This window comes from Pseudomonas migulae (assembly GCF_043225285.1).
Taxonomy (GTDB): Bacteria; Pseudomonadota; Gammaproteobacteria; order Pseudomonadales; family Pseudomonadaceae; genus Aquipseudomonas; species Aquipseudomonas migulae_C.
Window position 1 is genome coordinate 1,907,314 of sequence record NZ_CP171224.1, and the last position, 20,567, is coordinate 1,927,880.

19 protein-coding genes are annotated in these 20,567 nt (G+C 61.5%); 10 read left to right on the plus strand and 9 right to left on the minus strand.

The features are described from left to right. The first annotated feature begins 182 nt into the window (after positions 1–182). The 3 genes from ACF6ZU_RS08830 (at position 183) to ACF6ZU_RS08840 (ending at position 2,534) form a co-directional block, all read left to right on the plus strand. Positions 183–1,094 (plus strand): LysR family transcriptional regulator, encoded by a 912-nt coding sequence (locus tag ACF6ZU_RS08830; RefSeq protein ID WP_392891622.1) that lies wholly within the window; start codon positions 183–185, stop codon positions 1,092–1,094. 139 nt (positions 1,095–1,233) lie between these two features. Beyond that, positions 1,234–1,674, plus strand: a complete 441-nt coding sequence (aroQ, locus tag ACF6ZU_RS08835) for a type II 3-dehydroquinate dehydratase (RefSeq protein WP_084319573.1) — start codon at positions 1,234–1,236, stop codon at positions 1,672–1,674. Positions 1,675–1,679: 5 nt separating this feature from the next. Then, complete coding sequence (locus ACF6ZU_RS08840) at positions 1,680–2,534, plus strand: shikimate dehydrogenase (RefSeq protein ID WP_392891625.1); 855 nt, start codon at positions 1,680–1,682, stop codon at positions 2,532–2,534. A 104-nt stretch (positions 2,535–2,638) separates the two neighbouring features. Here ACF6ZU_RS08840 and ACF6ZU_RS08845 read toward each other — a convergent pair whose 3' ends face one another. Both ACF6ZU_RS08845 and quiC read right to left on the minus strand, forming a co-directional pair. Continuing rightward, positions 2,639–3,316 carry a TetR/AcrR family transcriptional regulator gene (locus ACF6ZU_RS08845; RefSeq protein WP_392891627.1) on the minus strand — a complete coding sequence of 226 codons (678 nt, stop codon included), beginning with the start codon at positions 3,314–3,316 and terminating at the stop codon, positions 2,639–2,641. A 102-nt stretch (positions 3,317–3,418) separates the two neighbouring features. Next, entirely contained in the window at positions 3,419–5,320 is a 1,902-nt protein-coding gene (gene quiC / locus ACF6ZU_RS08850) for a 3-dehydroshikimate dehydratase QuiC (RefSeq protein ID WP_392891629.1), read from the minus strand. 412 nt (positions 5,321–5,732) lie between these two features. On the opposite strand from quiC, the gene ACF6ZU_RS08855 reads away from it, so the two are divergent. Then, on the plus strand, positions 5,733–7,034 hold the full coding sequence (locus ACF6ZU_RS08855) for an MFS transporter (RefSeq protein WP_392891631.1): 1,302 nt from the start codon (positions 5,733–5,735) through the stop codon (positions 7,032–7,034). A gap of 130 nt (positions 7,035–7,164) precedes the next feature. Here ACF6ZU_RS08855 and ACF6ZU_RS08860 read toward each other — a convergent pair whose 3' ends face one another. The 4 genes from ACF6ZU_RS08860 to ACF6ZU_RS08875 all read right to left on the minus strand — a co-directional run bounded on the left by ACF6ZU_RS08860 (position 7,165) and on the right by ACF6ZU_RS08875 (position 10,935). Further along, on the minus strand, positions 7,165–8,043 hold the full coding sequence (locus tag ACF6ZU_RS08860; protein ID WP_392891633.1) for a DMT family transporter: 879 nt from the start codon (positions 8,041–8,043) through the stop codon (positions 7,165–7,167). 78 nt (positions 8,044–8,121) lie between these two features. Continuing rightward, positions 8,122–8,937, minus strand: a complete 816-nt coding sequence (locus ACF6ZU_RS08865) for a sugar phosphate isomerase/epimerase family protein (RefSeq protein WP_392891634.1) — start codon at positions 8,935–8,937, stop codon at positions 8,122–8,124. A 2-nt stretch (positions 8,938–8,939) separates the two neighbouring features. After that, the gene (locus ACF6ZU_RS08870) at positions 8,940–9,995 is read right to left on the minus strand and encodes a Gfo/Idh/MocA family protein (RefSeq protein WP_392891636.1); all 1,056 of its coding nucleotides are present in this window, start codon (positions 9,993–9,995) and stop codon (positions 8,940–8,942) included. A gap of 163 nt (positions 9,996–10,158) precedes the next feature. Next, positions 10,159–10,935 carry an IclR family transcriptional regulator gene (locus ACF6ZU_RS08875; protein WP_392891638.1) on the minus strand — a complete coding sequence of 259 codons (777 nt, stop codon included), beginning with the start codon at positions 10,933–10,935 and terminating at the stop codon, positions 10,159–10,161. 172 nt (positions 10,936–11,107) lie between these two features. On the opposite strand from ACF6ZU_RS08875, the gene ACF6ZU_RS08880 reads away from it, so the two are divergent. From ACF6ZU_RS08880 to ACF6ZU_RS08895, 4 genes are all read left to right on the plus strand, one after another. Beyond that, the gene (locus ACF6ZU_RS08880; protein WP_392891640.1) at positions 11,108–12,856 is read left to right on the plus strand and encodes an FAD-dependent oxidoreductase; all 1,749 of its coding nucleotides are present in this window, start codon (positions 11,108–11,110) and stop codon (positions 12,854–12,856) included. Next, positions 12,840–13,673: an aldo/keto reductase gene (locus ACF6ZU_RS08885; RefSeq protein WP_392891642.1), complete on the plus strand. Its 834-nt coding sequence runs from the start codon at positions 12,840–12,842 to the stop codon at positions 13,671–13,673. The genes ACF6ZU_RS08880 and ACF6ZU_RS08885 overlap by 17 nt, the downstream gene beginning before the upstream one ends. A gap of 260 nt (positions 13,674–13,933) precedes the next feature. After that, entirely contained in the window at positions 13,934–14,827 is an 894-nt protein-coding gene (locus tag ACF6ZU_RS08890; protein WP_392891644.1) for a neutral zinc metallopeptidase, read from the plus strand. Then, positions 14,828–15,787 (plus strand): alpha/beta hydrolase, encoded by a 960-nt coding sequence (locus ACF6ZU_RS08895; protein ID WP_392891645.1) that lies wholly within the window; start codon positions 14,828–14,830, stop codon positions 15,785–15,787. A 94-nt stretch (positions 15,788–15,881) separates the two neighbouring features. On the opposite strand, the gene ACF6ZU_RS08900 is transcribed toward ACF6ZU_RS08895, so the two are convergent. The 3 genes from ACF6ZU_RS08900 to ACF6ZU_RS08910 form a co-directional block, all read right to left on the minus strand. Then, positions 15,882–16,475, minus strand: a complete 594-nt coding sequence (locus ACF6ZU_RS08900) for an HAD family hydrolase (protein ID WP_392891647.1) — start codon at positions 16,473–16,475, stop codon at positions 15,882–15,884. Continuing rightward, positions 16,472–17,341, minus strand: coding sequence for an acyl-CoA thioesterase II (tesB, locus tag ACF6ZU_RS08905; RefSeq protein WP_392891649.1), 870 nt, complete (start codon positions 17,339–17,341; stop codon positions 16,472–16,474). The genes ACF6ZU_RS08900 and tesB overlap by 4 nt, the downstream gene beginning before the upstream one ends. A gap of 106 nt (positions 17,342–17,447) precedes the next feature. After that, the gene (locus ACF6ZU_RS08910) at positions 17,448–18,017 is read right to left on the minus strand and encodes a GNAT family N-acetyltransferase (protein ID WP_392893754.1); all 570 of its coding nucleotides are present in this window, start codon (positions 18,015–18,017) and stop codon (positions 17,448–17,450) included. An 87-nt stretch (positions 18,018–18,104) separates the two neighbouring features. Here ACF6ZU_RS08910 and ACF6ZU_RS08915 point away from each other — a divergent pair, with 87 nt between their 5' ends. Both ACF6ZU_RS08915 and ACF6ZU_RS08920 read left to right on the plus strand, forming a co-directional pair. Beyond that, on the plus strand, positions 18,105–19,025 hold the full coding sequence (locus tag ACF6ZU_RS08915; protein ID WP_392891651.1) for a histone deacetylase: 921 nt from the start codon (positions 18,105–18,107) through the stop codon (positions 19,023–19,025). Between the two features lie 281 nt (positions 19,026–19,306). Further along, entirely contained in the window at positions 19,307–20,548 is a 1,242-nt protein-coding gene (locus tag ACF6ZU_RS08920; RefSeq protein WP_392891653.1) for a TIGR03862 family flavoprotein, read from the plus strand. The last annotated feature ends 19 nt before the right edge of the window (positions 20,549–20,567 follow it).

Genomic DNA, 20,567 nt, shown 5'->3' on the forward strand with positions numbered 1-20,567 from the left:
GCTCGTCATTCCTTTAAAAATCCGATAATCGGTGCAAGCCTTCACGTTATCGCCCGACCTTGAGGCTAGCGTTCCAACTCGCACCGGGCGCGGTGATCAGGGGTAAAAATGGTAAGCAATCCTTTCGGTAATTTGATAAACACTGCTTAAAGCCCTCCATTTGATCCCCGGCGTAATCAATCATGCAGCGAACATTCGACGACCTTCAGCTCGGCAGCATCGAGCTGTTCTGCCTCGCCGCCGAAGCCGGCAGTTTTACTGCCGCTGCGCTGGTCGCTGGCGTGACGCCCGCAGCGGTGAGTCGTTCCGTATCGCGCATGGAAGAGCGCCTGGGCGTCCGGCTGTTCGCGCGCACCACCCGCAGCGTCAAGCTGACCGACAGTGGCCGCCGCTATTACGAAGAATGTCGCCAGGCACTCGCGCAACTGGTCGAGGCCCAGCGTGAAGTCATGGGCCAGCAGCAGGAGCCTTCCGGGACCCTGCGCATCAGTATCCCGACGACGTACGCCCATCACCGGATCCTGCCGCTGCTGCCGGCGTTTCGGGAGCGCTTTCCGCAGGTGAAAGTCGAGTCGCACATCAGTAACCGCAACATCGATTTCGTCGGAGAAGGTTATGACCTGGCGATCCGCGTGCGGGCCATTCCGGATTCCGGGCTGATTGCCCGGCAACTCGAAGACGCGGCGCTGGTGATGATCGCCAGCCCCGATTACCTGAAGCGCGCCGGAACGCCGCAAACCCTCGATGACCTCAAGCAGCACGAATGTATCCAGTACGACTTGCCCAGCAGTGGTCGGCGGATTGCCTGGCTGTTCAATGACGATGGCGTGCAACGCGAAATTCTCGCCGAGGGCGATCTCAGCTGTTCCGACGACGTGCTGGGCGGTGTGACCCTGGCCAAACACGGGGCAGGCCTGTTCCAGACCTATCGGTTCATCGTCGAAAAGGAACTGGCCGATGGCTCGCTGGTGGAAATCCTCAAACCTTATGGCGGGCGTTCGCGGCCGTTCACCCTCCTTTACCCGCAAAGCCGCCATGTGCCGCTGCGACTACGGGCGTTCATTGATTTTCTGCTGGAGCGTTTGCCGCGCTGAAATGCCAAAAGCGTCCGATCACCGCACACAACCCTGTATCTCGGCGCGGCTTCAATTGACCAAATTAACCATCTAGTACAATTTATCTCCACAGGCTGAACATCAGCCAATGCCAAAAATAATAAGTGGAGAGACCCCGATGAATCCTATCGTTCTGGTGCTCAACGGCCCGAACCTGAACCTGCTCGGCACCCGTGAACCGGCGACCTACGGCCATGAAACCCTGGCAGATATCTCGGCCCTGTGCGGCCGCGCCGCCGAAGAGTTCGGCCTGGCGGTGGAATTTCGCCAGACCAACCACGAAGGCGAATTGCTCGACTGGATTCACGCTGCCCGCGGTCGATGTGCCGGGATCGTCATCAATCCCGCCGCCTGGACCCACACTTCGGTCGCCATTCGCGATGCACTGGTTGCCAGCGAGCTGCCGGTGATCGAAGTCCACCTGTCCAACGTCCACGCCCGCGAGCCCTTCCGCCACCACTCCTTCGTCTCAGCCATTGCCACTGCGGTGATGGCCGGTTTCGGCAGCCACGGCTATCGCCTGGCGCTGGAGCATTTCAGCCTGCGCTTGAAGGGGTGAACGCCGTGACTCAGAACAATGCTGTACTGGCCGGGCTGATCGGCGCCGGCATCCAGGCTTCCCGCACCCCTGCGCTGCACGAGCATGAAGGCGATGCCCAGGGCTTGCGCTACCTCTATCGCCTGATCGACCTCGACCAGTTGCAGCTCGACAGCAGCGCCCTGCCCGACCTGCTGATGGCTGCCGAGCAGATGAATTTCACCGGCCTCAACATCACCTTTCCGTGCAAGCAGGCGATCATCCCCTTGCTCGATGAATTATCACCGGAAGCCCGCGGCATCGGCGCGGTGAACACGGTGGTGTTGAAGGACGGCAAACGCATCGGTCACAACACCGATTGCCTGGGTTTTGCCGAAGGCTTTCGACGTGGCTTGCAGGGCGTTGCCGTGGAGCGTGTCGTCCAAATGGGCGCCGGAGGTGCCGGCGCGGCGGTGGCCCACGCGCTATTGAGCGAAGGCGTACGACTGCTGAGTATTTTCGATGTGGAAATCAGCCGCGCCCAGAGCCTGGCGGACAACCTCAACCAGCATTTCGGCGCGGGCCGCGCGGTGGCCGGTCATGATCTGCCGAGCGCGTTGGCCGAGGCTGACGGCCTGGTGAACACCACGCCCATGGGCATGAAAAAACTCCCGGGCATGCCGGTGCCGGTGGAGCTGCTTCGCCCGCAATTGTGGGTGGCGGAAATCGTCTACTTCCCGCTGGAAACCGAGTTGCTGCGCAACGCCCGCGCCCTAGGGTGCCGGACGCTGGATGGCGGCAACATGGCGGTGTTTCAGGCGGTGAAGGCGTTTGAGTTGTTCAGTGGCGTGGTGCCGGATGCGCAGCGAATGCTGGCGCATTTTCAAAGCATGAATGGTTAACGCGACCTGTAGGAGCCGGCTTGCTGGCGATTGCGTTTGTCCAGCCAATAAATAGGTGGCTGACCCACCGCAATCGCCAGCAAGCTGGCTCCTACAAAATCGCGTCAGGCCTGCAGGTAGCGCAAAACCGACTCGCAAATCATCTCCCGATGACGCTGCTTGATGCTTTCGTCCGGCAGGTCAATCTGAAAAATCTCACCGAAGGTATGGCGGTTCGACACGCGATAGAAGCAGAACGAACTGATCAGCAGATGCACATCCAGTGGTTCAAGCCCCGCCCGGAACACACCCTCGTCCGCCCCGCGACGCAAAATCACGCCCAGTGAATCCAGAATCGTATTGTTCATCGCCTTGATCGCATCGGAGCGCTTCACGAACTCGGCGTTGTGAATGTTCTCGATGCTGACGATGCGCACGAAATCGACATTGCGATCATGGTGATCGAAGGTGAACTCCACCAGGCGCCGAATCGCGTCCACTGGCGCCAGCTCGGCCAGGTGCAGACGGTTCTCGGTGCTGCGAATGTCGCCGTAGAGTTTTTCCAGGACCTCGATGTAGAGCTGTTCCTTACTGCCGAAGTAGTAATAGATCATGCGTTTTGAGGTGTGGATGCGCTCGGCGATCGCATCGACGCGAGCACCGGAAAGGCCCTGCTGAACGAACTCGACAATGGCTTCTTGAAGAATGTTCTCGCGGGTCTTTTCCGGGTTGTTCTTACGACTCTTGCGAGGCTCGGCCAAAGGTTCGTCGGGCGCTACGGAGAGTTCTGATGTCATTGTCATTGCGGGCTCACGGCCATCACTGCACAGGCTGGCGATTATGAGCCGCACGGCACAGTGAAGGAAGCCGCGCGGCAGCGGTTTAACCTCGCGTTTACGAAATTGCTACAACTTCGCCTGACGAACGGCGCCGCTGCGGGATTTGGCCATGGCCGCCAACCGCACCGCCACGTTCGCCGCCCCGTAACCGGCATAGCCGTTCTTGCGCTGGATGATCTCAAAGAAGAACCGCCCCTCGAACGGCTCGGTGTAGACGTGGAACAACTCGCCACCCTGGGCGTCACGGTCATACAGCACGTTGTAATAAGCCAGTTCGCTGAGGAACTCATCGTCGAAATCGAACCGTGCAGCGAGGTCATCGTAGTAATTGAGCGGGATGTCCAGCAGCGGCACGCCCGCTTCCTTGGCCCGACTGACTTCGGCAAAGATGTCGTCGCAGTCAAACGCAATGTGATGCACGCCAGAGCCGCGATAACTCGACAGCGCGTGTGAGATCGCGGTGTTTCTGTTTTCGGAAATGTTCAGCGGCAAGCGGATCGAGCTGTCGCGGCTGCGTAGTGCCCGGCTCTTCACCAGACCGTAAGGGTCCGGCAGCACCACTTCGTCGTCGGCTTCGAAATCCAGCAGGCTTTTGTAGAAAAGCACCCAACTGTCGAGGCTGTCGGCCGGCAACGCCATGGCCATGTGGTCGATGCGCTTGAGGCCGCCGCTGGCCGTTGCGGTGGGTTGCAGATTGAAGTCGGTGCCGTAGACATCCGCGTCTTGGTCCACCAGGTAGATCAGGCTGCCATCCGGGGCGCGCACCGCGGCGAGCTCCAGCTCGTTGGGGCCGACCAGTCCGCGATAGGGCTGACCTTTGTAAGCCACGGCCCGGGCCAGCGCGCTGGCGCTGTCCTTGACCCGTACGGCGGTGGCGCACAGCGACGGGCCATGGGCTTCGAAAAAGCTGTGGCCGAACGAGTAAGGCTCGGAGTTGAGGATGAGGTTGATGTCACCTTGGCGCAGCAAACTCACGCTCTTGGAACGATGCTGCCCGGCCTTGACGAACCCCAGGCGCTCCAGCCAGTGGCAGAGCTTGGCGCCGAGGCTTTCATCCACGGCGAACTCGAGGAATTCGATGCCGTTGTATTCACTGGCCTTCGGCGTCTCGAACAGGATGTCGGGGCTGGCCGTCGGCTGGGTTTCCTGCGCCAGTCGCTCGCGGGTTTTCTCTTCCAGATACAACAACGAACGCAAACCGTCGGCGGCGTTGGCCCGTGGCGGTGCAGCACGGAAGCCGTCGTTGAAGATTTCCAGCGACAGCGGGCCGGTGTAGCCGCTCTTGATGATCGGTGCGAGGAAGCCCGGCAAATCGAATTCACCCTGACCCGGGAAGCAGCGGAAATGCCGGCTCCATTCCAGCACGTCCATGGCCAGGATCGGCGCGTCGGCCATTTGCACGAAGAAGATCTTGTCGCCGGGAATCTCGGCGATGGCGCTCGGATCGCCCTTGAGCGACAGAGTGTGGAAACTGTCCAGCAACACGCCCAGACTCGGGTGGTCGGCCTGGCGAACGATGTTCCACACCTGTTGCCAGGTGTTCACATGACGGCCCCAGGCCAATGCTTCGTAACCGATTCGCAGGCCGCGTGCACCGGCGTGTTCGGCCAGCAGGCGCAGATCGTCGACGAGGATCTGTTCATCACCGATGGAGTCCGCCGAAGCGTTGCTGCACACCAGCACCAGGTCGGTGCCCAGCTCCTGCATCAGGTCGAACTTGCGCTCGGCCCGCTCCAGATTGCGCGGCAAACGGTCGCGGCGGCAGCCTTCGAAATCCCGGAACGGCTGAAACAGGGTGATGGCGATCCCGAGATCGGCGCACATCTGTTTAATTTCACGGGGGCTGCCGTCGTAGTAGAGAAGGTCGTTTTCGAAAATCTCCACCCCGTCGAAACCGGCGGCGGCAATGGCTTCGAGTTTTTCCGGCAGGGTACCGCTCAAGGACACGGTGGCAATGGAACGCTGCATATTTCGACTCCCGGTGGTGGAGACTATCTTCTTGTGGGCATAGCACACGCTTTCTGTAGGAGCCGGCTTGCTGGCGATAGCGGTGGGTCAGCCAATTAATAGGTGGCTGACCCACCGCTATCGCCAGCAAGCCGGCTCCTACAAGGGATCGCGTTTTTTCATGGAGTAAATTATTGGCCGTAGGAACGGCCACAGCAATTTAAAGTGTACTACCCGGTTAGTTTTGCGTGCGATTATCGAACACAATGGCCATTGGCGAATTGACGATTTTTCGTCCACTGCCCACCATCCACTACACATTGAGTCCGGTCGCAACCCTCGGTCTCGGTGACCCAAGACTCAGAACACCACATAAAAATAATCGGTGGCCTACATGACTCCTTCCCAAAGTTCTCCCGTGGAGCGCTCCTCCATGACCCCTGCCGTCGGTGGTATCGGCGATAAAATTCGCGGCGCCATGGCCGTCGGCAAAACCCGTTGGGGCATGCTGGCGCTGGTGTTTTTCGCTACCACACTGAACTACATCGACCGCGCCGCACTGGGCGTGATGCAGCCGATCCTGGCCAAGGAAATGAGCTGGACGGCGATGGACTACGCCAACATCAACTTCTGGTTCCAGGTCGGCTACGCCATCGGTTTCGTCCTGCAAGGCCGCTTGATCGACCGGGTCGGCGTGAAGCGCGTGTTCTTCTGCGCAGTGCTGCTCTGGAGCCTGGCGACCGGCGCCCACGGCCTGGCCACCTCGGCGGTCGGCTTCATGGTCTGCCGCTTCATCCTCGGGCTGACCGAAGCCGCCAACTACCCGGCCTGCGTGAAAACCACGCGGTTGTGGTTCCCGGCCGGCGAACGCGCTGTCGCTACCGGCATCTTCAACGCCGGCACCAACGTCGGCGCGATGTTCACCCCGATGCTGCTGCCGCTGATCCTGCACGTGTGGGGCTGGCAAGCCGCGTTCCTGTGCATGTCGGCACTGGGCGGTATCTGGCTGCTGTTCTGGGGCCTGAAGTACTTCAACCCGGAAGATCATCCGAGCGTGAAACAATCGGAACTGGACTACATCCAGAACGAAGTCGAACCGGAACAAGCCCGCGTACCGTTCTCGAAAATCCTGCGCATGCGTGGCACCTGGGCCTTCGCCCTCGCCTACTCGATCACCGCGCCGGTGTTCTGGTTCTATCTGTACTGGCTGCCGCCGTTCCTGAATCAGCAATACAACCTGGGCATCAACGTGACCCAGATGGGCATCCCGCTGATCATCATCTACCTCACCGCCGACTTCGGCAGCGTGGGCGGCGGCATCCTGTCCTCGTTCCTGATCGGCCGCGGGGTCAACCCGATCAAGGCGCGCCTGATGTCGATGTTCCTGTTCGCCTGCTGCATCATCGGCGTGGTCATGGCCGCCGGTTCGAGCAGCCTGTGGGTCGCGGTGTTCGCCATCTCCCTGGCCATCGGCGCGCACCAGGCCTGGACCGCGAACATCTGGAGTCTGGTGATGGACTACACGCCTAAACACATGATGAGCACGGTGTTCGGCTTCGGCGGCATGTGCGCGGCCATTGGCGGGATGTTCATGACGCAGTTGGTCGGCCACATTCTGACCGTGACCAACAACAACTACACCGTGTTGTTCACCCTGATCCCGGCGATGTACTTCATCGCACTGACCTGGATGTACTTCATGGCGCCACGCAAGATTCCTACGGTCACCGAGTAAAACCCCGACGCAATACCCCTGTAGGAGCGAGCCTGCTCGCGAAAGCGGTGTATCAGTCAACGTCAGAGTTGAATGATCGTCCGCTATCGCGAGCAGGCTCGCTCCTACAGTTCGTTTATTGCGGGAGTATTCATCGGCGGCTTTGCTGCCACGCCGCCGCCAGGCCGCTGCAGCAAATCACCGCGATCCCGATCACCGTGGTCAGGGTCGGCGTGTGGGCAAACAGCAACCAGCCCAGCAAACCGGCGAAGACAATCTGGCAATAGCCGAACGGCGCCAGCAACGCCGGGGCCGCGTAACGGAACGCCTGGGTAAGAAACAAGTGTGCGGTCATCCCGCAGGCACCCAGCGCCACCATCATCAATCCATGCCCAAGGCTTGGCACTTGCCAGAAGAACGGCACCAGCGCGCTCATCACCAGGGTGTTGCACAGCCCGGCGAAAAAGTTGCTGGTGGTGGGGCTGTCGACGCTGCTGAGCTTGCGGGTGAGCAATTGATAGAAGCAGAAAAACAGTGCCGAGCAGAGCGGCAGCAGCACCGCTGGCGTGAACAGATCGCCGCCCGGGTGGACGATGATCAATACGCCGATGAATCCACAAATCACCGCGATCCATTGGCCCCGCGTGACGCGCTCACGCAGCAGCGGAACCGACAGCGCAGTCACCAGCACCGGAGCCAGAAAGTTGACCGCCGTGGCTTCGGCCAACGGGATGTACTGCAAGCCGGTGGTGAAAAACAGACTGGTGCCCAGCAGGCACAACGCCCTCAACAACTGCAGCAACGGCTTTTTGGTGCGCAAGACACGCAACCCGGATTGCGGCAGGAAAATCCCGGCCATCAACAAGGTGTGAACCACATAACGCGCCCACACCACCATGACGATCGGGTAGAACCCCGAGAGGTATTTCGACAAGGCGTCATGGCTGGAGAAGAGAAACGTGGCGAAGACAATCAGCAAAATCCCTTTGAAGGGTTGGTTTACGCCGGAGAGCGGGGTGCTGACGGTCATAGCGATCCTTTATTTCACATCGAAAGTCAAAAGCTTCGCGGGCGACCCGACTTGCCCGCGACAGGTGCGTAGCACCGCTTAAAGTCGCGCCAACAATTCCCGGGTTTTATCCAGCGCCATCTGCGCCCGTTGCAACCCGCTCACGCCCTGTTCCAGCAACTTCACGGTGGGAATTTCCAGGCTCAACGGAATGTTGGCCGGCAAACACTGCAACAACCCCGCCAGGTCACAATCGCCATCCCCCGGAAAACGTCGCTCGTTGCGGGCCTGACGCAAAATCTCCGCCATGTCCGTCGGACGCGGCCCCGCCACATCGCACAACTGCGCATACCGTAACCGTGACGGGGCGACTTTGGCCAGATCTTCCAGCCGTGATCCCGAGCGGTCGAAGTGGAACGCATCGACCAGCACCGCGCCGTTTTCACGACCAGCGCTTTCGACGATGCGCACCGCTTGTTCAAGATTGCGCGCATCGGTCCAGGGCATGAACTCCAGGTGCGGGTGCAGTCCGTAAGTCGCCGCCAGATCACAGAGCCGGGCGAAGTTGTCCGTCAGCCGCTGCTCGTCGGAATCGTTACCCGCCACCAGTAATTCACTGGCACCAAACTCTGCACCGACGGCCAGAATTTTCTCGAAATCGGCGACGACGGTCTGCGGTTTTAGCCGCAGGATTTCAACATCCAGCACACGGACGCCGGTGTCTCGCAGCCGGGCCAACGTCTCACGCCGCAGTCCGACATCGGCTACCAGGGCAAAGTGATGTTCTTCAGGCGTCGCCGGTTCAAGGCGTAGTCCCACGTGGCTGTAACCGGCCCGTGCCGCGACGTCCACCATCTGCGGCGGCGACAATTCCAGTACCGTCAGACTGGCCAGGGAAAAGATCCGTTCACTCATGTTCATTCCTCGATCGACATCGGCGTGCAGGCACGACCGGATTCGGCGGCTTCACGAATGGCTTCGACCAACGCCAGCGTGCGCGCAGCATCGGCGGCGCTGACCAACGGCTCGACTTCCCGCCGCACCACCTGCACGAAATGCTGCAACTGCAAACGCAGGGCTTCATCGGCGCTGAAGCTTTCCTGCACCGGCAACAACGGTTGATGCCATCCCCCGTCAACCTCGGCGTAATGCCAGCGCTTGAGCTGCGGAATGCTCAAGGCGCCGCCGGTGCCGGCCAGCAAGTAACACGGTTGGTCCGACTGACGCGGATACACCGGGTTCTCCCCGGAATCCAGCTCCCAACTCCAGGGTGCCGCCACCGCATCGGAACCGGTCAGGCTGCCCAGCACACCGCTGTCGAATTGCAGCAGCACCGCCGCGCAATCCTCATTGGCAAACCCGCGCACCGCATGGCTGGTGATCGCCTGAACCTGGCGCACTTCGCCGCACAGATGCCGCAGCAGATCGAGGTCGTGGATCAGGTTGGTGAGCAACATCCCTGCCCCCGGTTCGCGGCGCCACGGCACTTCGAAATAACTGTCGGGTTTGCGCAATTGCCAGAGCGCCGTCACCGTCGTCAACCGCCCCAAGGCACCGCCGTGCACCAGTTCGTGGGCGCGAACGATCAGTGGATTGTGCCGGCGGTGATGGCCGACCAACACCGGGACGCCGGTGGCTTTCGAGGCGGCCACCAACTCACGCGCTTCATCCAGGTGCACGCCGACCGGTTTTTCCAGCAGCACCGGCACACCGGCCGCGAGGCAGTCGAGTGCCGTGCTGACATGCAGGTTATTCGGATTGGCCACGATCACTGCGTCTGGCTTCATCTGCTCCAGCATCTGACGGTGATCGGCGAAATACCTCACACCCCACTCGGCAGCCAGGCCTGCCGCTTGCGGGCCCGGGTCGGCCACTGCGCACAAAGTCGCTTCCGTCAGGGTTTTCAGATGCCGGTAATGCTGCTGGCCCATGTTGCCGGCACCGATCAGGGCGATGCGAACGGGGGAAGGCATGGTGCGGTCCTCTTGTGCTTATTGTTGGTTGGCCCCCCAACAATTTAGAACCTGGTTCCAGATTCTTACACAAGCGATCTGCGAAAGCGTGCGAACAACGCACAACTTTCCCGGCCAGACAACGATCCCTTGTGGGAGCGAGCCTGGTCGCGAAAGCTGTTTATTAACTGAAGAGTTCCGAAGCCAGACTCGCCGCCGACAATTCCTCGGTGAATTTCAACAGCACCGGCGCCAACTCATGCAGCCGCGCGCCCGGCATCCGCGCACTGGGGCCAGCAATACTCAACACACCAATCACTCGCCCGTCGCTCGGATGACGCACCACCGCCGCAATCGCCGACGTACCCACCGCCGAGCTCTCCTCGACCCAAGCGTAACCCTGTTCCCGCGCCAGGCGCAGGCGCTCGAGCAATTCAATATTGGAGCGTGGTGCGTTCGGCCCGAGGTCTTTGGGCCGCTCGCCGCCCTGCCGTTCCACCAGCGACAACGCTTCGGCATCGCTCATGCACGCCAGCCACGCATGGCCCGACGCCGTGTAAAACAGCGGCGCATCACGGCCCATGTCCGGGTCGTAACGCAACCCCGCGCGGGCGCCCTGGGACTTGGCGATCCAGGTCTGGCGCTCGCCTTCGATGACCCCGAGGCGCACCAGTTCGCCGGTTTCCTGGGCCAGGCGATCCAGCACCGGCTGCACGATATCTGCACCGCTGCTCGACAGGTAACGGAAACCCATGGCCACCAGTTTGGTCGACAGGTGATAGCGCAGGTTGTCCGGGTTCTGCCGCACATATCCCAGCCGAATCAGCTCGGCGAGCAGCCGGTGGGTGGCACTTTTAGGGATGTCCAGTTGCTCCGCCAGCGTCTGCATCGGCAGGCCGCGAGGGTCACTGGTGAGGCATTCCAGCACGCTGAAAACACGTTCGATCTGACTGCCGGCCATGGAAGGTTCCGCCTGAAATTTTGCCGATTCTAGAAGACAAACCGCGCAATGCGAAATCCGGAACCCAATGTCCGATAACCGCCCGATTTATCGTAGAAGCGGTTGCCGAGTGTTGTCGCATCGCTATATTTTCTGGAATCAAATTCTAAAAATATAGCTGGAGTTTCAGACCATGCCTGCCGAGCCGCACACTCTTCCGGACATCGATTGTGATGTGCTGATCGTGGGATCCGGCGCTGCCGGACTATCAGCCGCGGTCACCGCGGCATGGCATGGATTGAAGGTGATCGTGGCAGAGAAAGACCCGGTGTTCGGCGGTGCCACGGCGTGGTCCGGCGGTTGGGCCTGGGTGCCGTGCAATCCGCTGGCCCGCCGCGCCGGCATCGTCGAAGACATCGAGCTGCCGCGCACCTACCTCAAACATGAACTCGGCGAGCGCTACGATCCGGCGATGATCAATGCGTTTCTCGAAGCAGGCCCGCGCATGGTCGCGTTCTTCGAGCAACACACCTCACTGCAATTCGCCGACGGTAACGCCATCGCCGATATTCATGGCGACACACCCGGCGCCGGGACGGGCGGGCGCTCGGTGATCGCGGCGCCTTATGACGGGCGAAAAGTCGGCAAACTGCTTCAGCGTCTTCGCAAAACCATGCGGGAAACTTCGTTCATGGGCATGCCGATCATGGCCGGGGTGGACCTGACCGCGTTTCTCAACCTGACCCGTTCGGTGCCGGCCGCGTGGCACGTCACCCGGCGTTTCACCCGGCACCTGCTCGACCTCGTGCTGCATGGCCGGGCGATGCAACTGGTCAACGGCGTCGCGCTGGTCGCACGGCTGGCGAAATCTGCCGAAGACCTGGGTGTCCTGCTGTGGGAATCGGCCCCCGTCAGTGAGCTGCTTCGCGAGGGCGACCAAGTCCGGGGCGCGGTGATCAGCACTGCCAAAGGCAAGGTTCGCGTCCACGCACGCAAGGCCGTAGTGCTCGCCGCCGGCGGGTTCGCCAATGACATCGAACGTCGCAAGGCACTGTTCCCGCGCACGCCGACCGGCCACGAACACTGGGCGCTGCCACCCCTCGGCGTGTCCGGTGACGGCTTGCGCCTGGGCGAAAGCGCCGGGGCCCGGGTGAACAGCGACATGGCCTCCCCCGTGGCCTGGGCGCCAGTCTCGCAAGTGCCGCACAGCGATGGCCGCATCGGCCACTTTCCGCACATCATCGAACGCGGCAAACCCGGCATCATCGGCGTGCTGAGCAACGGCCGACGCTTCGTCAACGAAGCCAACGGCTATTACGACTACGTGACGGCCATGGTCGCCGCCGCCCCTCAGGACGAGGAAGTGGCCTCGTGGCTCATTTGCACCCATGGTTTTCAACGACGCTATGGACTGGGCATCTCTCGGCCGTTTCCGGTGCCGCTGTCGTCCTTTATCCGCAGCGGCTATCTGAAAACCGGCAACACGCTTGAGGAGTTGGCCCGTGCCTGCGGGATCGACGCGAACGGTCTGTGCAGCACTGTGTCGGAATACAACCGGCATGCGCGTCACGGTGAAGATCCGTTGTTCGGCCGCGGCTCGACGCCCTACAACCGTAAACAGGGTGATGCCTTGCAGCAACCCAACCCGTGCGTCGCGCCCATCGAACAAGGCCCGTTCTATGCGGTGAAGGTCCAGCCGGGATGTTTTGGCACCTTTGCCGGTCTCAAGGTCAACGAGCATGCCCAGGTCCTCGACGACTCAGGACAAGCCATCGCCGGGCTGTACGCGGCGGGCGGCGACATGGCCAGCATCATGGGCGGGCACTACCCCGCGGGCGGCATCAATCTGGGCCCGGCATTGACCTTCGGCTACATCGCCGCACGGCACATCGCAGGAATCACGGTTCACGAACAGGAGATCGACCATGCAGCGCATCGTTAACGCACACGGCTTGAACATGCCCAAACTCGGCCTCGGTACCTGGCCGATGCTCGGCGAAGAATGCACCCGCGCCGTTGAACAGGCGTTGAAGCTGGGTTATCGGCACATCGACACCGCCGCCGCCTACAACAACGAAGACGCAGTCGGTCAGGCGCTGGTGAACAGTCCTACGCCTCGCGAGCAGATTCATGTCACCACCAAGGTCTGGTGGGACCAGTTGCAACCCGACGCCATGCGCCACTCCATGGATCGCAGCCTCAAGGCCTTGCGCAGTGATTACGTCGATCTGTTCATGATCCACTGGCCGACCACCGATTGGGACCTGCCCCGCACGATAGAAACCCTGGTGTCGTTCAAGGAGCAAGGCCTGGCGCGCAACATTGGCGTGGCGAATTTTCCGTTGCCGCTGCTGCGCAAAGTCGTCGAAGAACTGGGCGCGCCGCTGTCTGCCATCCAGGTCGAATACCACGTGCTGCTCGGACAAAACGCACTGCTGGACTACGCACTTCAACATGACCTGGCGCTGACGGCCTACACGCCGCTGGCCCGCAACAAGGTATCGGACGTGCCGCAGATCCAGCAGATCGCGGCCAAACACGGGGTTCTGCCGACGCAGGTCGCGCTCAAATGGTTGCTGGACCAACCGAACGTTGCGGCGATTCCCAAGGCCAGCAGCGAGGCCAATCAACTGGCCAACCTCGCCGCGCTCGACGTGCAACTGGATGACGAAGACCGCGCATTGATTGCGGGCTTGTCCAAGCGCGAGCGACAGGTCAGCCCGGACTTTGCGCCGGTGTGGGATGCGTTCGACCGTTAATCACAGAACCGCTTTTCGTAGGAGCCGGCTTGCCGGCGATAGCGATCTTACGGACGCCATCGCCGGCAAGCCGGCTCCTACAGGTCATCGGGCGTTCGCCCTGACATCATAAAAACCCATCGTCTGACGGAATTCGATGGGTTATCCATGTTCAATACACTCAGTAATGTTCCCGCCCGTATAAAAGCCGGACGACCGGACTGGCGCCGCTCCCACTCACCAGCAACACTCATCCCCACGGATAATCAGAGGATTCCCACATGCTATGGAAAAAAGGCCGACGCAGCGACAACGTGGTCGATGCCCGTGGCGATGATGTCGGCGGTGGTGGCGGCGGGATGCGCTTCGGGGGTGGCAAGGGCCTGAGCCTCACCGCGATCATTCTGATTGTCGGGATCGGCTGGATCACCGGCCAGGACCCTTTGCAGATCCTCGGCCAGCTGACCGGCCAGATGACCGAGCAATCGGCACCGGCCTCGACGCAAACCCGCAAGGCACCACCGGCCAACGATGAAGGGGCGGAGTTCGTCCGTTCGATCCTCGGTGACACCGAAGACACCTGGGGCCAGATTTTTCAGCAGGCCGGCCGCCAGTACAAAAACCCGACACTGGTGCTGTTCAGCAACCGGGTCAATTCGGCGTGTGGCCTCGCCACCTCGGCGACCGGGCCGTTCTATTGCCCGGCGGACCAGAAGGTCTACCTGGACATGGCGTTCTTCCAGGAGATGTCGCAACGCTTTTCCGCCGCGGGCGACTTCGCCCAGGCCTACGTGATCGCTCACGAAGTCGGACACCATGTTCAGACCTTGCTCGGCGTTTCCGCGAAAATTCAGGCGGCCCGCCAGCAAGGCCGGCAAATGGAAGGCGACGGTGGTTTGCTGGTGCGCCAGGAACTTCAGGCGGATTGCCTGGCCGGGGTCTGGGCCAACAACGCGCAAAAACGCCTGAACTGGCTGGAACCGGGCGACATCGAAGAAGCCTTGAACGCGGCCAACGCCATCGGCGACGACCGCTTGCAACAGCAGGGTCAGGGCCGCGTGGTGCCGGACTCGTTCACCCATGGCACGTCAGCGCAAAGGGTGCGCTGGTTCAAAACCGGATTTGCGCAAGGCCAGGTGGGCCAGTGCGATACCTTTGCGGCGAAAAATTTGTAAATGAATAAGTGGCTGTTGGCGTTGTTGTTAACCTGCGCAAGTACCCAGGCGGCCGAGCATGGGGTCAAGGAGATCAGCCCCGGCCGACTCTTGTTGAAAGAAGGTGAGATGGCGGTGGGCATCGGCCCTGCGCCGGCGAAAATCGAACGCGTGTTGATCATCATCCATGGCCGGTTGCGCAATGCCGAAACCTATCGCCAGAGCGCCGAGCGGGCGGCGGATCTCGCCGGGCAAAGCGCGAACACCCTGGTGATCGCCCCGCAATTTCTCAATGAAACCGACGTGGCTCTTCACCCAGTCGCCGACACCGTGTTGCGCTGGCAGGGCAATGACTGGATGGCCGGCGGGCTGTCCACCGCGCCGTTTGCGCTGAGTTCCTACGCGGCACTCGACCAGATCATCGCCCGCCTGGGCGATCGTCGACAGTTTCCGGATGTGAAAGACGTCGTCATCGCGGGCCACTCGGGCGGGGCTCAGGTGGTTCAGCGGTATGCGTTGTTGAGTCACGAACAACCGGAACTCGAGGCGGCCGGCGTGCACGTGCGCTACGTCATCGCCAACCCGTCCTCCTACGCGTATTTCGATGAGCGGCGGCCAGTGGCGTTCAGTCATGCCGGTTGCCCGGCGTTCAATCGCTGGAAGTACGGCCTGTCGGACTTGCCCGCTTACGCCGAAGGACGAACGCCCGCGCAGTTGGAGGAAAACTACGTTCAGCGCGACATCGTTTATCTACTGGGGCAACAGGACATCGACCCCAATCATCCGGCGCTGGATAAAAGTTGCGAGGCGAAAGCCCAAGGCGCCAATCGATTGGTTCGCGGGCGCAATTATTTTGAGTTTTTGAAGCGTAGCCATCCGCAAGGATTGAATCAGCAACTGGTTGAAGTGCCCGGGGTTGGGCATAACGGCGATGGGATGTTTACGTCGCCGGAGGGGCAGAAGGTTTTGTTTGGGCAGTGAGTTTTGTGTTGCCTGATCTGACGCCATCGCGAGCAGGCTCGCTCCCACATTAGAACGGACAACTATGGGAGCGAGCCTGCTCGCGATGAGGCCCTCAAGCCGAAAGCATTTCCCGCAGCGCAATACAATCCACCGCATGCCAATCCGTCAGCCCAGGCCACGGATTATCCGGCAGGTTCACCAACACCGTCCGCGCCCCCGCCGCCCGTCCGCAATCCAGATCGAAGCGGTAGTCACCGACCATCACCATCTCGCTCGTCGGCACGTTCCAGGCCTCGGCCAATTTCAGCAAACCACCAGGATGCGGCTTCGGCGGCGCTTCATCGCGGCCCAGCACATCCTCCACCGCGAAGCAGTCGGCCAGGCCGATCGCCTCCAGCGTCACATGCGCCAACTCCCGGGCGTTGCGTGTCAGAATGCCCAGGCGATAACCACGCCCGGCCAGCTCGCGCACCAGTTCCACCGCGCCCGGCGCCGCTGTCGAACCGAGCGCCAGATCGCGCTCATGCTCCAGCAGCCACGCATGTTTGGCCGCGGCCTCATCGGCCGGCAGCGCGGCGAGGTGGGTCAGGATGTCGTCTTCGGCCGGGATCGCCAGCGCCACGCGAATCGCCGCGAAATCATGCACGGCCACCGTCAGGGTGCCGTCCATGTCGAACACCCAATGCCGCACCTCAGCCAGGCTCATGCCCAATCCTTGCGATGACGAATCAGGCCTTCCTGAGTGACCGACGCCACCAGTTGCCCGGCGCGATTGAACACGCTGCCCCGGCTGAACCCACGGGAATTACCGGCCCACGGGCTGTCCATGGCGTAGAGCAACCAGTCATCGGCACGCAGGTCCGCATGGAACCACAGCGCGTGATCGAGACTGGCGACCTGCATGTCTTTCTGCCAGACCGACTTGCCGTGGGGCTGCATCGAGGTAGTCAGCAAATTGAAATCCGAGGCGTAGGCCAACAGGTATTTGTGCAGCGCCGGGGTGTCGGCCAACGCACCGTCGGCGCGAAACCAGACGTATTTGATCGGTTCCGATGGCTGCGGGTTGTAGGGATCTTTCTCGGTGACCGGTCGGAATTCGATCGGCTTCGGGCACAGCAGCTTTTCACGCATGTGCTCGGGAATCAGGTGCGCGCGCTGCTGGGTCAGTTCCAGCTCCGAGGGCAGGTTTTCCGGACCGACCACGGTCGGCATTTCGATCTGGTGCTGGAAGCCTACTTCGTCGTACTGGAACGAGGCGCTGCAAGTAAAAATCGGGTTGCCCTTCTGGATCGCCGTCACCCGTCGCGTGCTGAAACTGCCGCCGTCGCGCACGCGATCAACCTGATACACCACCGGCAACCCGGCATCGCCCGGACGCAGGAAGTAACCGTGCATCGAATGCACATGGCGCGTTTCTTCGACCGTCTGACTGGCTGCCGACAAGGACTGGCCGATCACCTGGCCGCCGAACAACTGGCGAAAACCCAGGTCCTGGCTGCGACCACGGAACAGGTTTTCCTCGATCGGTTCCAGGGTCAGCAAGTCGACCAGATCATCCAACACTTGGCTCATTCAAACTCTCCTCACACAACGCAATGCCGCGCAGTCTTGGCTGCGGCGGTCGGTTCAGTTTCCGGCCAGGGCCATCATTGGCGCCATTGTAAACGTCCGGGCCGTCTTATCCATGCAAGGTTTGCAGCCATTGCTCGCGGCTGATGCGGTACAACACATGGTGGCGCAGGGGATGCCCGACGGCGAGCTTCGGGTGCTCGAAGTCATCGGCTGAATCATGGTGCATGCCGATGGCCTGCATGACTTTCTGCGACGGCGTGTTGCTGTCGCTGGTGAAAGACACGATCTCTTGCAGCGCCAGCCGGTCAAACCCGCAGCGCAGAGCAGTCCATGCCGCCTCGCTGGCATACCCCAGGCCCCAGTGCTCGCGCGCCAGGCGCCAGCCGATTTCGATGGCCGGGGTGAAAGGCGCATCGAAACCGACCACACCGAGCCCGGTAAACCCGATAAAGGCGCCGGTGTCCTTGCGCTCCAACGCCCAGAGGCCGAAGCCATGCTCGGCGAAGTGGCCGCGAATCCGCCCGATCAGCGAAGCACTTTCCAGTCGGCTCAAGGGCGCCGGAAAATAACGCATCACCTGCGGGTCGGCGCACATGGCCGCAAACGCCGGCAAATCCTCATCACGCCACTGCCGCAAGAGCAATCGCGCGCTTTCGAGTTCGAGTATCGGCTCCATCATGTCCCCCCTTTCCATGCCGCGAGTCTACATCGCTGGTAGGATCCTTCACTCATTCCTACACGCCGTACTTGATAAAAGCCCGCCATGCCGCTGCCACTGATCTACCACGAAGACTACAGCCCCGAGTTCCCGGCGGAACACCGCTTCCCCATGGACAAGTTTCGCCTGCTGCGCGATCACCTGGTGGACAGCGGGCTGACCCGGGACGCCGACCTGCTGCGCCCGGAAATCTGCCCGCCGGAAATTCTCGCCCTCGCCCATGACGCTGCCTATATCGAACGCTACATGAGCGGCGAGTTGTCCCGCGAAGACCAGCGGCGCCTCGGCTTGCCGTGGAACGAAGCCCTGGCCCGGCGCACGGTGCGCGCGGTCGGCGGCTCATTGCTGGCGGCGGAACAGGCGCTGGAACACGGGCTGGCCTGCCACCTGGCGGGCGGCACGCACCACGCCCATTACGACTACCCGGCGGGGTTCTGCATCTTCAACGACCTGGCGGTGATCAGCCATTACCTGCTGGAAAGCGGTCGAGTGAATCGGGTGCTGATCTTTGATTGCGACGTGCATCAGGGCGACTGGACTGCACGGATTCTGCACAACACCCCGGACGCGATCACCGTTTCCCTGCACTGCGAGAAGAATTTTCCTGCACGCAAGGCCGAAAGTGACTGGGACATCCCGCTGCCCAAGGGCATGGGCGATGCCGATTACCTGAAGGTCGTCGACGACGCGCTGAACTATTTGCTGCCGCTCTACCAGCCGGACCTGGTGCTGTACGACGCTGGCGTCGATGTGCACAAGGACGACGCGCTGGGTTACCTGAAGCTGACAGACGAAGGCGTGGCCGCTCGCGATGAAAGCGTGATGCGCCACTGCCTGGGGCGCGATATCCCGGTGGTCGGGGTGATCGGCGGCGGCTACAGCAAGGACCGCCAGGCGCTGGCACGACGTCATGGCATCCTGCATCACAGCGCGCAGCGGGTCTGGACGTCATCAGGTTGTCATTGAGGTGTGAGCCTTTACCCACAATGCCTGTGGAACTGCCTGTGGATAACCTGAGTGAAAGGGCCTACAGGCCATGCAGCGTATAGCCTGCAGAGGTGTGGTTGTTTTTTGATCAACTCTTGAACCCACCCTAAATCCCCTGTGGGAGCGAGCCTGCTCGCGAAAGCGATTTAGCAGTCACCATTGATGTCGACTGAACCACCGCTTTCGCGAGCAGGCTCGCTCCCACAGGGATCTGGGCTGCTAGAATGCCCGGCTTATTCCGCCGAACCGCAGCGCATTCCATGACCCAATCTTCCGCCCCCCTCCCCCCTCAAGTCGCCATCATCGGCGGTGGCCCCGCCGGCCTGATGGCCGCTGAAGTGTTGAGCCAGGCCGGGGTCAAGGTCGATCTGTACGACGGCATGCCTTCGGTAGGTCGGAAGTTTCTCCTGGCGGGCGTGGGCGGCATGAACATCACCCATTCCGAAGCCTACCCGGCTTTTCTCTCCCGCTACGCCGAGCGCGCACCGCAGATTGCGCCGCTGCTGCGCGCCTTTGGTGCCGAAGCGCTGTGCCAGTGGATTCACGACCTGGGCATCGAAACCTTTGTCGGCAGCTCCGGCCGGGTCTTTCCGACCGACATGAAGGCCGCGCCACTGCTGCGCGCCTGGCTCAAACGGTTGCGGGAGGCTGGCGTAGTTATCCACACCCGCCATCGTTGGCTCGGCTTTGATGACAACGGTGGCTTGCGTGTTGAAAGTCCTGATGGCGAAAAAACCCTGCAATCTGACGCGACCCTGCTGGCCCTCGGCGGCGGCAGTTGGTCACGCCTCGGTTCCGATGGCGCATGGATGCTGCCACTGGAGCAACGCGGTGTAGGACTAAGCCCGCTGCAACCGAGTAATTGCGGCTTCGAGGTGCAGACCTGGAGCGAGTTGATGGTCAGCAAATTCGCCGGCGCCCCGCTGAAAAACATCGCCATCGGTCTCAATGACGATGTGCCGAGGCTCGGGGAATGTGTGATCACGGCCACCGGAATTGAAGGCGGTTTGATCTATGCCCTGTCCGCCCCCATCCGCGAAGCGATCAATCAGCACGGTTCGGCGACGATTCACTTCGACCTGTTGCCGGGCCGACCTGTGGATAAAGTTCAGGCGGCGCTGAGCAAACCGCGCGGATCTCGTTCAATGTCCAAACATCTGCACAGTCAGCTCGGGATAGATGGCGTGAAAGCGGCGCTGCTGCGGGAGCTGACGCCGGCAGAATGCTTCGCCGATCCGGCGTTGCTGGCCAAAGCGATCAAGGCGCTGCCGCTGACATTGGTGAAAACCCGTCCACTGGACGAGGCCATCAGCACGGCCGGTGGCGTGATGTTCGAGTCGATGGATGAACGTTTGATGCTCAAGCAACTGCCTGGCGTGTTCTGCGCGGGGGAAATGCTGGATTGGGAAGCGCCGACGGGCGGCTATCTGCTGACCGCGTGCTTCGCCAGTGGACGTGCGGCGGGGTTGGGGATGGTGGAGTGGCTCAAGCGCAAGTCTTGAGACCGAGCTGAACCCATCG

What these genes read in the sequence shown, in the direction of transcription:
- ACF6ZU_RS08845 (WP_392891627.1), bottom strand. Translation starts at nt 3,316, where the DNA reads ATGACAATGACATCAGAACTCTCCGTAGCGCCCGACGAACCTTTGGCC.
- quiC (WP_392891629.1), bottom strand. Translation starts at nt 5,320, where the DNA reads ATGCAGCGTTCCATTGCCACCGTGTCCTTGAGCGGTACCCTGCCGGAA.
- ACF6ZU_RS08920 (WP_392891653.1), top strand. Translation starts at nt 19,307, where the DNA reads ATGACCCAATCTTCCGCCCCCCTCCCCCCTCAAGTCGCCATCATCGGC.
- ACF6ZU_RS08880 (WP_392891640.1), top strand. Translation starts at nt 11,108, where the DNA reads ATGCCTGCCGAGCCGCACACTCTTCCGGACATCGATTGTGATGTGCTG.
- aroQ (WP_084319573.1), top strand. Translation starts at nt 1,234, where the DNA reads ATGAATCCTATCGTTCTGGTGCTCAACGGCCCGAACCTGAACCTGCTC.
- ACF6ZU_RS08900 (WP_392891647.1), bottom strand. Translation starts at nt 16,475, where the DNA reads ATGAGCCTGGCTGAGGTGCGGCATTGGGTGTTCGACATGGACGGCACC.
- ACF6ZU_RS08870 (WP_392891636.1), bottom strand. Translation starts at nt 9,995, where the DNA reads ATGCCTTCCCCCGTTCGCATCGCCCTGATCGGTGCCGGCAACATGGGC.
- ACF6ZU_RS08860 (WP_392891633.1), bottom strand. Translation starts at nt 8,043, where the DNA reads ATGACCGTCAGCACCCCGCTCTCCGGCGTAAACCAACCCTTCAAAGGG.
- tesB (WP_392891649.1), bottom strand. Translation starts at nt 17,341, where the DNA reads ATGAGCCAAGTGTTGGATGATCTGGTCGACTTGCTGACCCTGGAACCG.
- ACF6ZU_RS08910 (WP_392893754.1), bottom strand. Translation starts at nt 18,017, where the DNA reads ATGGAGCCGATACTCGAACTCGAAAGCGCGCGATTGCTCTTGCGGCAG.
- ACF6ZU_RS08830 (WP_392891622.1), top strand. Translation starts at nt 183, where the DNA reads ATGCAGCGAACATTCGACGACCTTCAGCTCGGCAGCATCGAGCTGTTC.
- ACF6ZU_RS08895 (WP_392891645.1), top strand. Translation starts at nt 14,828, where the DNA reads ATGAATAAGTGGCTGTTGGCGTTGTTGTTAACCTGCGCAAGTACCCAG.
- ACF6ZU_RS08865 (WP_392891634.1), bottom strand. Translation starts at nt 8,937, where the DNA reads ATGAGTGAACGGATCTTTTCCCTGGCCAGTCTGACGGTACTGGAATTG.
- ACF6ZU_RS08915 (WP_392891651.1), top strand. Translation starts at nt 18,105, where the DNA reads ATGCCGCTGCCACTGATCTACCACGAAGACTACAGCCCCGAGTTCCCG.
- ACF6ZU_RS08875 (WP_392891638.1), bottom strand. Translation starts at nt 10,935, where the DNA reads ATGGCCGGCAGTCAGATCGAACGTGTTTTCAGCGTGCTGGAATGCCTC.
- ACF6ZU_RS08855 (WP_392891631.1), top strand. Translation starts at nt 5,733, where the DNA reads ATGACCCCTGCCGTCGGTGGTATCGGCGATAAAATTCGCGGCGCCATG.
- ACF6ZU_RS08885 (WP_392891642.1), top strand. Translation starts at nt 12,840, where the DNA reads ATGCAGCGCATCGTTAACGCACACGGCTTGAACATGCCCAAACTCGGC.
- ACF6ZU_RS08890 (WP_392891644.1), top strand. Translation starts at nt 13,934, where the DNA reads ATGCTATGGAAAAAAGGCCGACGCAGCGACAACGTGGTCGATGCCCGT.